The organism is Bacillus sp. ISL-55 (assembly GCF_018613155.1).
In the GTDB taxonomy this organism is placed as follows: domain Bacteria; phylum Bacillota; class Bacilli; order Bacillales; family Cytobacillaceae; genus Mesobacillus.
Genome location: NZ_JAGGQU010000008.1, coordinates 117,594 through 130,716, shown reverse-complemented (window position 1 = coordinate 130,716; position 13,123 = coordinate 117,594). Strand labels below are relative to the sequence as shown.

Genomic DNA, 13,123 nt, shown 5'->3' with positions numbered 1-13,123 from the left:
CGATGGAAAAAGAAAGGCATGTACTTGTCGTGTTCCCTCATCCTGATGATGAGGCATTCGGTGTTTCCGGAACAATCGCCTCCCATGTAAACATGGGAACGCCTGTCACCTATGCCTGTTTGACACTTGGACAGATGGGACGAAATATGGGGAATCCCCCGTTCGCAAACCGGGAAACCCTTCCTGCTATACGTAAAAAGGAGCTAAAGGACGCCGCGCGTGCGATGGGAATCAATGATTTGCGCATGCTTGGGTTCCGTGACAAGACGGTTGAGTTCGAGGATGATGATATGCTGACCAATCTGATGTCTTCATTAATCACCGAGTTGGATCCTTCGCTCGTCATCACCTTCTACCCAGGTTACTCCGTCCACCCGGACCATGAGGCAACAGGTGCGGCAGTGGTGCGCGCAGTCGAAAAAATCCCTGCAGCAGACAGGCCGAAGCTTCATTGCGTTGCGTTCTCACGCAACTGTGTCGAAGAGCTTGGCGAGCCGGATATCGTATATGATATAAGTGCTGTTGCGGACATCAAGCTTGATGCCATTCGTGCACACCGCTCCCAGACTGAGCTGATGCTTGAAGAAATGGCTGATAAGTTGAAAGAAAAGGATCCAAAAACGTTGGCGTGGCTCAACAACGAACGCTTCTGGACCTATAAATTCTCATGATGAAGTCCACCTTTTTAGGTGGACTTTTTACTTACGTTCATAAACTCCCTCAATCATCAAGCCTTTAACAAACACAACCTTATCCTCCGGCTCCCCTTTGATTTTCCACACCGACTCCTTGAACCCAAGGAATCTGCTGTTATCGGTCTTGCCAATCAAGCGGTCGATTTCAAAGGTTTTCTCGCCATTCACATAATATTTTTGATAGGTCTCATACCCTCGGTGAAACTCTTTGTCTTTATGGACAATTATTCCGTCTGTTTTATTCATGTATACATCTAAATTCGCGTCATAGAAATACAGGCCAATAATCAGCAGAATGGGAACAAGAAACAGCACCATACGCTTCTTTTTAAAAAACAAGAGATCACTTCCCCCATTTTAAAAATTTTCAGTTATCTCTACCTCGTATGATAGCACATAAACATTGAATTAAGCATTTTGGGGACAATGTCGGATTTTAAATTAATTTGTGAGTGATTACTCACTATACAAATCAAAGTTTATCAGTTATCCTGTTAGTGAGTGATTACTCACTTTAAAAAGGATGGTGAAAATTCCATGATTATTTCAATTAAGAATGTAAGTAAACGCTATGGTAAGCAAGACGTCTTAAAAAATATCAACTTAGAAATTGAAAGCGGCGAAATTTTCGGGTTGCTCGGACCCTCCGGAGCAGGAAAAACGACTCTGGTTCGGCAGCTCGTCGGTCTGGAAACGCCCAGCGAAGGTGAAAATTATCTTTTCGGCGAAAACATGCCTTCCTTAAAGCTGATTGAAAGAATCGGCTATATGGCTCAATCGGACGCACTCTATACCGAATTATCCGCTAAAGAAAACCTTGAATTCTTTGCCTCCTTGTTCGGGCTCAAGGGCACGCATCGAAAAAAACGTATTTTAGAAGTAATGCAGCTTGTCGACTTATCTGAGCATCTTAACAAACTGGTAACCAATTATTCTGGCGGCATGAAACGCCGTCTATCACTCGCTTCAGCACTTCTGCATGAACCAGAGCTGTTGATTCTCGATGAACCGACTGTCGGCATCGATCCCGTTCTGCGCCAGAGCATCTGGTCGGGTTTTTATGATTTGAAGGCACAGGGAAAAACGCTGATCGTCACAACACATGTCATGGATGAAGCAGAGAAATGCGACAGATTGGGACTGATTCGAGATGGTGTTCTGATCGCGGTCGGCACTCCTGCGGAATTAAAGGAAAAGACTGGTTCTGCCAGCGTCGAGGAAGCATTTTTAGCATACGGAGGTGTCCAGCATGAGAATTAGAGCTTTAGTGATTAGGATTATCCGGCAATTCCTCAGGGATAAAAGAACACTGGCAATGATGCTTGTTGCCCCGCTCCTGATCCTGACGATGCTTCACCTTGTTTTTAACGGAGAAAACTATATCCCGAAGGTCGGTCTGGTCGATGTTCCAGACCCTGTGATGGAGAAACTCGATATTGATGACGCAAAAATAACAGAATATGAATCTGTGAAAGCTGCAGAAGGGGATGCGTTGAACCAGGAAATCGATGGGTATGTTGTTTTTGAAGGCCCTATGCTGGATAAAATTGTACTCGAAGGCAGCGATCCGTCTGTCAACGGTGCTGTCATGAGATGGTTCCAGCAGGCAACAAAAGAGCTTTTGCCTTCACAGGGTCAATCGGAACTGAACGTCGATTATATCCATGGCTCAGACGATATGAGCCAGTTTGATTATTTCGGCCCGGTATTGCTTGGCTTCTTCGCCTTCTTTTTTGTGTTCATCATTTCCGGGATTTCTTTTTTACGAGAAAGAACGAGCGGCACGCTTGAAAAATTGCTCTCGAGCCCGCTGCGAAAATGGGAAATCGTCATCGGCTATGTCCTTGGCTTCGGAATCTTCACTATGCTGCAGGCCACGCTGATTGCCTGGTATGCGATCTATATCCTGGGGATGCTGATGGAAGGTTCGTTCATCTATGTTTTGCTGATCACCTTATTGTTATCGATGACAGCACTGACGCTCGGCACCCTGTTGTCGGCGTTTGCCAATAATGAATTCCAGATGATCCAGTTCATCCCGATCATCATCGTGCCGCAGTTTTTCTTCTCTGGCCTGATCAATCTCGATACGATATCTGATTGGCTGAGCTGGCTTGGACCGATCACGCCACTCTATTATGCCGCCGAGGCTTTGCGTGATATTATGGTGAGAGGATATGGATGGGATGCCATCTATGGCAATTTGTTAATGCTGGCCGGGTTTTCCGCTTTGTTCATATTCCTCAATATATTAGCACTGCGGAAACACCGCGCAGTTTGACCGTAGCGAAAGGAGTAAACGATGACAGATCACGACTTTAAAATAGATGAGTTGATGGACGGAGAAGAACTGACGGATAAGCAGAAGAAAATCATCATTTCTGCGATTGAATCCTTCGCTGAAAAAGGGTTTTCCGCTACATCAACCAGTGAAATCGCCAAGAAGGCAGGCGTCGCTGAAGGCACGATTTTCAGACACTACAAAACAAAAAAGGATTTGCTGCTGGCAATTGTCGCTCCAGTGATGGCAAAGTTTGTGGCACCTTTTATCATAAAAGATTTGAAGAAGGTCCTCGACCAGGACTATGAGCATGTGGAAGACTTTCTTAAGGCAATGCTTGAAAACCGCCGTGAATTTCTGATTAAAAACCTCCCGACAGTTAAAATATTGGTGCAGGAAATCCCGTTCCATCCAGAATTGAAGGAGCTTTTCAAGGAACATATCGGATTGAGGATCTACGAGCGATTCGAAAAGCTTGTGGAGCATTATCAGGAAAAAGGGCAAATCATTGAGATTCCAGCTTACAGCGTATTCAGGATGACATTTTCTGCGATTTTCGGTTATTTGATCGCACGTTATATGATCCTGCCCGAAGCTCAGTGGGATGATGAAGCAGAGACAGAGCGTACCATCCAATTCATCCTGCATGGTTTAGCAGGACCGAACAGCAGCAAAAATTAAACCAGGCGTGAATGAAACTGCACCCCCATTGTTAGACACAAAACTAACAGTGGAGGTGCAGTTTTTGTTTTGGAACTGGAAAAAATCGCGGGTAATTTCCAGTTCGCCAATAAAAATGGATTTTCGCCAATAAATATGTGAAAATCGCCAATAAAATCAGATTTTCGCCAATAAAATTGTGAACTCCGCCAATAAAATCAGATTTTCGCCAATAACTACTTCCAGTACTTCTCCAAAACAAGAAAAGGAGCACCACTTCAGGTACTCCTCCCCCATATTTATCGTAAATCCTCCAATTTTACGCGATAAAGCTTGTCATCGCCTTCACTTGGAGTGCCGCGGCCGTCGGTATTGTTGCTGATGAAATATAATTCATCACCATTGACGATCACATCGCGTATTCGCCCTAATCCGGTGACTACTTCTCTCGTAGTTTTCGCGGCGGGATCGAACTCTCGTAATGCATTGCCCCTCAAAGTTGCAACATATAACTTCCCTTCATGCGCTGCCATTCCTGATGGTGCCCATGTATCGCTTCCAGAGTGGAAAATGGGCGCTTCCATCCCCTGCTGTGTGTCATCTCCTGTAATTACGGGCCAGCCGTAGTTTTTTCCGGCTAGAATCAGATTGATTTCATCCTGCGCAGATGGGCCGTGCTCGCTGGCATAGAGCGTCCCATCCTCCGACCAGGCCAGCCCCTGCGGATTGCGGTGGCCATAGCTGTATACATAGGAGTTTTCAAATGGATTATCTGCCGGAACAGAACCATCTAGGTTCAGACGCAGGATTTTACCGCCGAGCGAATTTAGATCCTGGGCGATTTCCGGATTGGTTGCCGCATCACCTGTCGTGGCATAAAGCTTTCCATCTGGACCGATTTTCAGCCTGCCTCCATGGTGGAAGCGTCCGCTCGGGATTTTATCAAGCAGCAGCTTGCCTTCCTCCCATTCCCCATTGTTCGAAGTCAGTTCGACAATCCGATTGAACTGCCCGGTGCCATTCTCGTATGTATAATAAGCAAATGCCTTGTTCGACTGCTTGAAATCAGGAGCGAGCACAAAGCCAAGAAATCCGGCTTCAGCAGCTTGTGACAATTTCTTTTTAAAAATAACCTTCTGCCGCTCAGTGGTGTCGCCTTCCACTTTTACAATCGAACCAGGGCGTTCACTCAAGTAAAATGTCTCGCCGTTTTTATTGATTGACCATGGGACTTCCAGATTTTCTGCAACAACCTCAAGCTGGCCGGCCTGGGCAATCGCTTCTTTGTCTTCTGGTTTTTGATTCACTTCACCTGCAGGCTTCGTTTCGTCACCGCCAGTTGAACAGCCTGCCATCATCATCAGCACTGCTAGCAACACATACGAGAATTTTTTCATGACACACGTCCCTTCCTATATAAACTCCATTCTAATATTTAGTCCGTCTAATATTTAGTCCATTCTATAATCAGAAGTTCAAATCCACTGAAAATCAAATGTCAAAATCCACTAATATCAGATGTCCTAAATCCAGTCAAAAATCAATCTTCCAGCACCTTCAAAATCGCTTTTCCGACGCCGCTTTCTTCATTTGTCAGTGTCACTTCGCCGCAAAGCTCTTTGATTTCCTGAGCGGCATTGCCCATCGCTACTGGTTTGCCAACTTTTTCAAGCATCGAGACATCATTGAAATTGTCACCCAGCGCCATCGTTTCCTCCAGGCTGATTCCTCTTGAAGCTGCGAACTTTTCCAGGGCAACTCCCTTTTGAGCGTCGAGACTTGTGATTTCTATGTTCTCACTCCCGGATGAGCTGACCGCAAGCCCTGAAATTTCCTGCAGGCCATCCTTTGCGGCCTCTAGCTTGTCATCATCTAGCGAAAATGCCAGCAGCTTGTAAATCTCATATTGGTCGTCCTCGAATAATTCGTCATAATGGTCAATCTTTGTAATGAGTCCTTTATGCATTCTTTCCTCAGCAGCCTCGGCAATTTTTTCGATCGGCACTTCAGGGTTTGCGGTTGAAAAAATATCAACGATAATGGAGATCGCCTTATCCTCATCCTCGGTAAAAGTACCTTTGTTGGTGTATACCTCGAAATAAACGCCGCTTTCCACAAGCCTTAGCGCTGCCTGTCGGGCCTCCGCCTTATTCAACGGGCTTGAAGAAACAATTCCCCCATCCTCGGAACGAACCTCGGCTCCATTCACACAAATCATTGGCAGTTTAAGACCGGATTCCTCAAGAACGAATCTTGCTTCCTCGAACGATCTCCCCGTTGCGACAACGACTTCCACTCCCTTCTCTTTTGCTTTTAAAATCGCTTCGCGGTTCTCCGCAGTAATCTGCTGGGTAGCAGTCAGTAATGTCCCATCCATATCTGTAGCTATGCATTTAATCATATCTTCACCTTCAATAGTTATTTTTTCAGTATTAACAATCATGATAGACCTTCAAACTCTCGACAGCAAATAATACGTGTATATACTAATTTTCCAATTATTATGTCCAAGAATTATCCCCACATTTCAGGCATGAACTAATAATCTATAAATTTAAATATCTTAAAAACTTTCATATTGTCATTCTAAAACTCATATGCTATTATGAATCCGAAGCTGCAATCGTTTGCATATAAGGGTGGCATTAAGGGAGAAAAGTGCATAACCTCAGTTACATCATGGTTTCCACCTATTCTCGTCCCAATTATGTAAGCGTTTTAAAGGTGTTGTGTAAAATCAGTATCATCTCATGTTTAATGCAAAAATATGCAAACGCTTTCGGAACGCATGTGGTTGCATGCAAAAAATATAAAAATGTGGGGGTATCTCAACAATGAAAGCAAAAAAGCTATTTCCAGCCGTTCTTTCTCTAGGACTTTTGATTGGCGGAGGTCTTGCAGGATGTTCATCAAGCGATGACAAGACTGCGGGTGAAGGTGGAAAAGATGGAGACAAAGTAACCGTTGACATTTTCCAATTCAAGGTTGAATTCAAGGATCAGTTCGAAGACATTGCAAAAGCTTATGAAGAAGCTAACAAAGATGTGGACATCAACATCACAACTGTCGGCGGCGGTGAAGATTACGGTGCTGCATTGAAATCCAAGTTTGCTTCTGGCAATGAACCTACTATTTATAATGTAGGCGGACCGCAGGACGTTGAAGACTGGAAGGATAAGCTGGCAGACCTTTCTGACACAGAAGCTGCAAAAGCTGCTCTTAGCGGAACTCTTGAAGGCGTAACAAAAGACGAAAAAGTACTTGGACTTCCATACAACCAGGAAGGCTATGGCTTCATTTATAACAAAGACATTTTTGAAAAAGCGGGTATCGATCCAAAGAGCATCACTAGCTACAGCGCATTAGAAGAAGCTGTTAAGACGCTTGACAGCAAGAAGAAGGACCTTGGCCTGACATCTGTATTTGCTCTTCCAGCAAAAGAAACTTGGGTAACAGGACTTCACCTTTCAAACGTGTTCCTTGCACCTGAGTTTGATCAGAACGTAATCAATGCTTTCGAATCTAAGGAAGTTACTTTTGAACACGGTGATGCATTCAAGAAGATTCTTGACCTGCAGAACAAATACTCTGACCAGCCTACTGTAAGCCTTGACTATGCTAAGCAAGTTGAAGAATTGTTCTCAACTGGCAAAGCAGCAATCATCCAGCAAGGTAACTGGGTATCAGGTTCAATCGCTGGAATCGACGAAGAGCTTGCTAACAGCGGCGTAGGAATCCTTCCTATCCCAGTTGAAGGCTACAAAGAAGATTCAATCCCGGTTGGCGTGCCAATGTACTGGGCTGTAAACAGCAACAAGGACGAAAAAGAAGTGGCAGCAGCTAAGGAATTCTTAGACTGGTTATATACTTCTGAAGAAGGCAAAACAGCAGTAATCGAAGATTTCAAATTCATTCCTGCTTATGAAGGATACGACGCTGGCAAGATCTCTGATCCACTGGCAAAAGAAATCTATGAATACTCTTCAGCTGGCAAAACACTGGCTTGGACTTTCATGGGTTATCCAACTGGTTGGGGACAAGAAAAGCTTGGAATCAACATCCAGAAATATGTGAGCGGCGAAATGACTTGGGACGAGTTAGTAGAAGAGTCTTCCAAAGCATGGGCAGAAGCTCGTAAGTAATAAGCTTTGACTAAAGAAGGAAATAGAACGGCTGCGGCTGTTTTGTTTCCTATCTTTTTTCTGTAAAAGAACCGCTGCTTTATGTGGAATTATGAAAAAGCCCTGCTGGCGGTTTTTTCATAATTCTTCTGCAGCGATTGGGGGCATGTTTAAAGGCTCCTTTAACACTAGAATTTCTGACTCAATAAATAGGAGGATTTACAGATGCGCAACCGAAATCTCTGGTACTGGCTTTTCCTGGCTCCAGCTCTATTCGCACTTGCTCTCGTGGTCATTTTGCCGCTTGCATTTGGCGTGTACTACTCATTTACTGACTGGAACGGGATAAGGACACCTTCATTTGTAGGCCTTGAACATTATAAAGCGCTTTTTGCTGAGGAAGAATTCAGAGAAGCACTGTGGTTCACAACAAAGTTCACTGTTGTTTCTGTATTCCTGATCAATTTCTTCGGCCTTTCACTTGCATTGCTTGTCACGCAAAAATTCAGGACGAATAATATCCTGAGAACAATTTTCTTCATGCCGAACCTGATCGGCGGACTGATCTTAGGTTTCATCTGGCAATTCATTTTCACGAAAGTTTTCGCGAGCGTCGGTGAACTGATTGGCGTTGAAGCTTTAGAGGGGTGGCTGTCCACTGAGACAACAGGCTTCTGGGCAATGGCGATATTAATGAGCTGGCAGATGGCTGGTTACATCATGGTCATCTACATTTCATTCCTTGAAGGAGTGCCGCAGGAATTGCTTGAAGCAGCCGAAATTGACGGAGCGAACAGCTTCCAGCGGTTTTATCACGTCACGTTCCCGCTGGTCATGCCTGCTTTCACCGTCAGCTTGTTCCTGACACTATCCAACTCTTTCAAGCTTTACGACCAAAACCTATCGCTTACTGGCGGCGGACCATACAATTCGACACAGATGGTTGCAATGGAGATTTTCAAAACGGCATTTGTCGAAAATGCGATGGCTTTCGCACAGGCTAAAGCGGTCATTTTCTTCCTGATTGTTGCGGCTATTTCACTTACACAGGTTTACATCAATAAAAAACGGGAGGTCGAGATGTAATGAAAAAGAAGAAGCAGAGCAGAATCATTCTGGAGATTCTCGGCATCATCCTTGCCCTGGTCTGGCTTTCCCCGTTTTACCTGATGATTGTTAACTCTTTCAAGACGAAACGAGAAATGTTCGAGGATACGTTAAAGCTGCCGGATGTTTTTTCATTTGAGAATTACACAGTTGCTTTCGAACGTTTGGATTTTATTAAAACCTTCTTTAACTCTGTATTGATCACGGTACTGGCTGTCACCGTCATCATCATTTTTTCATCAATGGCCGCCTATGCCCTTTCAAGGCGCGGAGGCAAAACAAGCGGGATCATTTTCATGCTGTTTGTAGCGGCAATGCTTATCCCTTTCCAGTCCGTCATGATTCCACTGGTTTCGATTTTTGGTAAGCTTGAAATGCTCAACCGAGGCGGTTTGGTTTTCATGTACCTTGGTTTTGGGGCAAGCTTGTCGATCTTCCTTTATCACGGAACTTTGAGCGGAATCCCGAAATCTCTTGATGAAGCGGCAACGATCGATGGGGCGAACCGATTCCAGATTTTCTGGCATATCATTTTCCCAATGCTAAAACCGGTGTCCGTTACTGTGGCCATCCTGAACATCATCTGGATTTGGAATGACTACCTGCTTCCTTCCCTTGTCATCAATCAGCAAGGAATGGAAACAATTCCGCTTAAGATGTTCTTCTTCTTTGGGGAATATACTAAACAATGGCATCTGGCACTGGCAGGACTGACGATCGCAATCATTCCAGTCATCATTATTTACTTCTTCCTCCAAAAGCAAATCATCAAGGGAGTTTCAGAAGGCTCGGTAAAATAATCGATTCTATAGGAGAGACGACCAATGGCAGTCACAATCAAAGATGTAGCGAAGGCAGCCGGTGTGTCACCTTCAACAGTTTCAAGGGTGATTAAAGACCACCCTCATATCAATGAAGAAACGAAGAAGCGTGTACGGAAGTTGATGAAGGAACTGGGTTACCACCCGAACTTCCAGGCACGGAGCCTGGTGGTAAGGAGCACTGAGACAATTGGTATTGTTATGCCAAATTCGGCTACCCAGGCATTGCAAAATCCGTTTTTCCCCGAGGTCATCAGGGGAATCAGCATGAAAGCCCATGAACATCAATTCGGGGTGTATTTAACGACTGGCATAACGGATGATGAGATTTACCAGCAGGTCATTTCGATGGTCCAGGGCCGTAGAGTTGACGGCATCATCCTTTTGTATTCGAAAACGGATGATAAAATCATGAACTACTTGCTGGAGCATAAGTTTCCGTTTACTGTCATAGGCCGCCCGAGCATGAACGCTGAGCGGATCACCTATGTGGATAATGACAATATTTATATTACCAAACAGGTTACTGATTATTTAATCAAGCTCGGGCATCAAAAGATTGCTTTTATCGGGTTCAACCTCGAGCATGTTTTTACAATTGACCGGCTGGAAGGGTATAAGCAAGCCCTTCATAGAGCGGACATCCAATATAATGAAAAGTATGTAATCCATGAGCAGTGCTTAAAATCAGAAGGAAAAGAAGGCATCACAAGGTTCCTTTCCTCTCATGAGCCGCCTACTGCGCTCGTGGTGGCAGATGATTTTACCGCCATCGAGCTGATGAGTTATTCGGAGGAATTGAATATCAAGGTGCCGGAAGAAATTTCGATTGTCAGCTTCAATGATGTACCACTTGCGGAACATATGAGGCCGCAGCTGACTTCTGTTAACATCGACATCTTCCAGTTAGGTTTCGAAGCGGCTAACTGTTTAATAGAAATCATTAAAAATCCGGATACATTGCCGAAAAGAATCACAATCCCGGCACGGATGATTGAGCGGAAATCATGCAGTCACATTCATAAGTAAGTCTTGGACAGCGCAAAATGACTAATGTAAAATAACGGGATACATCAGGATCATACAAAGAAATGAGGGTTCATATGAAACACAAATGGTGGAAAGAGGCTGTTGCCTATCAGGTATATCCAAGGAGCTTCATGGATTCCAATGGCGACGGCATCGGCGATTTACAGGGAATGATTTCAAAACTTGATTACTTAAAGGACTTAGGAATCGATGTGATCTGGATTTGTCCGATGTACAAATCTCCTAATGATGATAATGGCTATGATATCAGTGATTATCAGGATATCATGGATGAATTTGGGACGATGGAAGACTTTGACCGGCTGCTTGCTGAAACGCATAAACGCGGCATGAAGCTGATCATTGATCTTGTCATCAACCATACAAGCGATGAGCATCAATGGTTCATCGAATCCCGCGAATCCAAAGACAGTCCTAAACGTGACTGGTATATCTGGCGCGATGGTAAGGATGGCGCAGAGCCGAATAACTGGGAAAGCATCTTCGGAGGATCTGCCTGGGAGTATGACGAAAAGACAGGTCAGTATTTCCTTCACATCTTCTCCCGCAAGCAGCCAGATTTGAACTGGGAAAACAAAGAGGTCCGTACTGCATTATACGATATGATCAACTGGTGGCTTGACAAAGGGATCGATGGTTTCCGCGTCGATGCGATCAGCCATATCAAAAAGGAAGAAGGCTTGAAGGACATGCCTAATCCTGAGGGTCTTCAGTACGTTTCTTCATTCGATAAGCATATGAATGTAGATGGCATCCAGCCTTTTCTCGAGGAGCTTAAAGAGGAGACATTCTCTAAATACGATATCATGACAGTCGGCGAGGCAAATGGCGTCAGCATCGAGGAAGCCGATCTTTGGGTCGGCGAGGAACAAGGTAAGTTCAACATGGTATTCCAATTTGAGCATCTTGACCTGTGGGACTCTGAAAAGAAGGCACTCGACCTGGCAAAATTGAAGAAAACTTTTACGCGCTGGCAAAAAGGGCTTGAAGGCCACGGCTGGAACGCGCTATTCATTGAAAACCATGATAAAGCCCGGATCGTTTCGACATGGGGCGATGACAGGGCCTATTGGCGCGAAAGTGCAACTGCGCTGGCATCGATGTATTTCCTGATGCAGGGCACGCCTTTCATCTATCAGGGGCAGGAAATCGGCATGACCAATGTCCAGTTCCCGTCAATCCAGGATTACGATGATGTTGCGATCAAGAACCTCTACAAAATCCGCCGCGAAAACGGTGTGCCGCATGAAGAAATCATGGATTTCATCTGGGCAACAAGCCGTGACAACTCGCGCACGCCAATGCAATGGTCCGATGCAGAAAATGCCGGTTTCACCACGGGCATACCATGGCTCGGAATGAATCCGAACTACAAAGAGGTCAATGTCGAAGCTCAGCTTAATGACCCTGACTCCATCCTTCATTTTTACAAAAAAATGATCGAGATGAAGAAGGCCAATGACATTTTCACTTACGGCACATACGATTTAGTTCTCGAAGACCACGAACAAATCTATGCCTATACAAGAACATTGGACGACAAGCAGGCTGTTGTGCTTTCCAACCTATCCAGCGAGCCTGCAGCCTTCGAATTCGACGGATTCCCGCTTGAATCAAGCCAATTGCTGCTTAACAACTACAAGGTTGAAGAACAGGAATCTTCATTTATACTGAAGCCATATGAAACAAGAGTGTATTTGAAGTAATAATTCACATAAAAAAACGCTGTTGAAAACAGATTTTCAACAGCGTTTTTAATTTAACTGTAGCCTTCATAACTTTATAAAAAACAAGTGATTATAAAGATATTTTCATAAATTTACTAACATCCTTAAATCCCATTTTCTCATACAATTTTAATGCTTTTTCATTATGTGAATATACATTCAGTCTTACATTACTATATCCATTTTTTCTAAATTCCTTTAAGGCTTCTTCCATCAATAATTTGGAGTAACCCTTGCCTCTGTATGGCTTTTTTACATATATATCATTTATCCAGCCGATTTCATCACCCGTTAAGTAATCGAACGCTTTATCAACTTGAACCCATCCAAGAAGCGTATTGTCATTCATTAAGCAAACAAAATAAGCATTATACTTGGCGGAATGCTCATATGCTTCGATCATTTTTTGCTGATTATCATCTGATTCGTGATTTGTTGCTTCTTTACGGTTTTCACCTGCTAATTCATAAATTTCATTGATCTCCGTTTCTGAAGCCACTTTAAAGCTTAACCCCATACCTTCACCCTCTTAAATAAAATTTGCACATAAACTCATCTTCCATTAACCTACTACCTTTTCTTATTTAACTCATGCAGGTAAAGTGAATAAAGATTACGCAGTACTTCCTTTTTATCTGGGCTTATTTTTTCCAAAGTTACT

Annotated in this window: 13 protein-coding genes; 9 read left to right on the top strand and 4 right to left on the bottom strand. The window is 44.0% G+C overall.

Annotation, left to right across the window (positions count from 1 at the left end):
- The first annotated feature begins 2 nt into the window (after positions 1-2).
- Positions 3-671, top strand: a complete 669-nt coding sequence (gene bshB2, locus J7E32_RS04665; protein WP_214904332.1) for a bacillithiol biosynthesis deacetylase BshB2 — start codon at positions 3-5, stop codon at positions 669-671.
- 27 nt (positions 672-698) lie between these two features.
- On the opposite strand, the gene J7E32_RS04660 is transcribed toward bshB2, so the two are convergent.
- Positions 699-1,034, bottom strand: a complete 336-nt coding sequence (locus tag J7E32_RS04660) for a hypothetical protein (RefSeq protein WP_214904329.1) — start codon at positions 1,032-1,034, stop codon at positions 699-701.
- A gap of 198 nt (positions 1,035-1,232) precedes the next feature.
- Here J7E32_RS04660 and J7E32_RS04655 point away from each other — a divergent pair, with 198 nt between their 5' ends.
- Genes J7E32_RS04655 through J7E32_RS04645 form a run of 3 tightly spaced genes read left to right on the top strand, consistent with a single transcriptional unit; the run spans position 1,233 to position 3,657 of the window.
- Positions 1,233-1,955 carry an ABC transporter ATP-binding protein gene (locus J7E32_RS04655; RefSeq protein WP_214904324.1) on the top strand — a complete coding sequence of 241 codons (723 nt, stop codon included), beginning with the start codon at positions 1,233-1,235 and terminating at the stop codon, positions 1,953-1,955.
- On the top strand, positions 1,945-2,976 hold the full coding sequence (locus J7E32_RS04650) for an ABC transporter permease (protein WP_214904321.1): 1,032 nt from the start codon (positions 1,945-1,947) through the stop codon (positions 2,974-2,976). The genes J7E32_RS04655 and J7E32_RS04650 overlap by 11 nt, the downstream gene beginning before the upstream one ends.
- Before the next feature lie 21 nt (positions 2,977-2,997).
- Positions 2,998-3,657: a TetR/AcrR family transcriptional regulator gene (locus tag J7E32_RS04645; protein WP_214904318.1), complete on the top strand. Its 660-nt coding sequence runs from the start codon at positions 2,998-3,000 to the stop codon at positions 3,655-3,657.
- A gap of 278 nt (positions 3,658-3,935) precedes the next feature.
- Here the strand turns inward: J7E32_RS04645 and J7E32_RS04640 are convergent, their stop codons facing one another.
- Together J7E32_RS04640 and J7E32_RS04635 are read right to left on the bottom strand one after the other, a co-directional pair.
- Positions 3,936-5,033, bottom strand: coding sequence for a PQQ-dependent sugar dehydrogenase (locus J7E32_RS04640; RefSeq protein ID WP_214904314.1), 1,098 nt, complete (start codon positions 5,031-5,033; stop codon positions 3,936-3,938).
- 143 nt (positions 5,034-5,176) lie between these two features.
- Positions 5,177-6,037 carry a Cof-type HAD-IIB family hydrolase gene (locus tag J7E32_RS04635; RefSeq protein ID WP_214904513.1) on the bottom strand — a complete coding sequence of 287 codons (861 nt, stop codon included), beginning with the start codon at positions 6,035-6,037 and terminating at the stop codon, positions 5,177-5,179.
- Positions 6,038-6,470: 433 nt separating this feature from the next.
- Between J7E32_RS04635 and J7E32_RS04630 the strand changes: the two genes are divergently transcribed.
- The 5 genes from J7E32_RS04630 (at position 6,471) to J7E32_RS04610 (ending at position 12,441) form a co-directional block, all read left to right on the top strand.
- Positions 6,471-7,778: an ABC transporter substrate-binding protein gene (locus J7E32_RS04630; RefSeq protein ID WP_214904311.1), complete on the top strand. Its 1,308-nt coding sequence runs from the start codon at positions 6,471-6,473 to the stop codon at positions 7,776-7,778.
- Between the two features lie 204 nt (positions 7,779-7,982).
- Entirely contained in the window at positions 7,983-8,843 is an 861-nt protein-coding gene (locus tag J7E32_RS04625; RefSeq protein ID WP_214904309.1) for a carbohydrate ABC transporter permease, read from the top strand.
- Entirely contained in the window at positions 8,843-9,664 is an 822-nt protein-coding gene (locus J7E32_RS04620) for a carbohydrate ABC transporter permease (protein WP_214904306.1), read from the top strand. Before J7E32_RS04625 ends, J7E32_RS04620 begins: the two co-directional genes overlap by 1 nt.
- 24 nt (positions 9,665-9,688) lie before the next feature.
- The gene (locus J7E32_RS04615; RefSeq protein WP_214904303.1) at positions 9,689-10,714 is read left to right on the top strand and encodes a LacI family DNA-binding transcriptional regulator; all 1,026 of its coding nucleotides are present in this window, start codon (positions 9,689-9,691) and stop codon (positions 10,712-10,714) included.
- A 74-nt stretch (positions 10,715-10,788) separates the two neighbouring features.
- Entirely contained in the window at positions 10,789-12,441 is a 1,653-nt protein-coding gene (locus J7E32_RS04610; protein WP_214904298.1) for a glycoside hydrolase family 13 protein, read from the top strand.
- A 91-nt stretch (positions 12,442-12,532) separates the two neighbouring features.
- Here the strand turns inward: J7E32_RS04610 and J7E32_RS04605 are convergent, their stop codons facing one another.
- Positions 12,533-12,979, bottom strand: coding sequence for a GNAT family N-acetyltransferase (locus tag J7E32_RS04605; RefSeq protein ID WP_214904295.1), 447 nt, complete (start codon positions 12,977-12,979; stop codon positions 12,533-12,535).
- Positions 12,980-13,123: the final 144 nt, after the last annotated feature.

What these genes read in the sequence shown, in the direction of transcription:
- bshB2 (WP_214904332.1), top strand. Translation starts at nt 3, where the DNA reads ATGGAAAAAGAAAGGCATGTACTTGTCGTGTTCCCTCATCCTGATGAT.
- J7E32_RS04655 (WP_214904324.1), top strand. Translation starts at nt 1,233, where the DNA reads ATGATTATTTCAATTAAGAATGTAAGTAAACGCTATGGTAAGCAAGAC.
- J7E32_RS04650 (WP_214904321.1), top strand. Translation starts at nt 1,945, where the DNA reads ATGAGAATTAGAGCTTTAGTGATTAGGATTATCCGGCAATTCCTCAGG.
- J7E32_RS04645 (WP_214904318.1), top strand. Translation starts at nt 2,998, where the DNA reads ATGACAGATCACGACTTTAAAATAGATGAGTTGATGGACGGAGAAGAA.
- J7E32_RS04640 (WP_214904314.1), bottom strand. Translation starts at nt 5,033, where the DNA reads ATGAAAAAATTCTCGTATGTGTTGCTAGCAGTGCTGATGATGATGGCA.
- J7E32_RS04635 (WP_214904513.1), bottom strand. Translation starts at nt 6,037, where the DNA reads ATGATTAAATGCATAGCTACAGATATGGATGGGACATTACTGACTGCT.
- J7E32_RS04630 (WP_214904311.1), top strand. Translation starts at nt 6,471, where the DNA reads ATGAAAGCAAAAAAGCTATTTCCAGCCGTTCTTTCTCTAGGACTTTTG.
- J7E32_RS04625 (WP_214904309.1), top strand. Translation starts at nt 7,983, where the DNA reads ATGCGCAACCGAAATCTCTGGTACTGGCTTTTCCTGGCTCCAGCTCTA.
- J7E32_RS04620 (WP_214904306.1), top strand. Translation starts at nt 8,843, where the DNA reads ATGAAAAAGAAGAAGCAGAGCAGAATCATTCTGGAGATTCTCGGCATC.
- J7E32_RS04615 (WP_214904303.1), top strand. Translation starts at nt 9,689, where the DNA reads ATGGCAGTCACAATCAAAGATGTAGCGAAGGCAGCCGGTGTGTCACCT.
- J7E32_RS04610 (WP_214904298.1), top strand. Translation starts at nt 10,789, where the DNA reads ATGAAACACAAATGGTGGAAAGAGGCTGTTGCCTATCAGGTATATCCA.
- J7E32_RS04605 (WP_214904295.1), bottom strand. Translation starts at nt 12,979, where the DNA reads ATGGGGTTAAGCTTTAAAGTGGCTTCAGAAACGGAGATCAATGAAATT.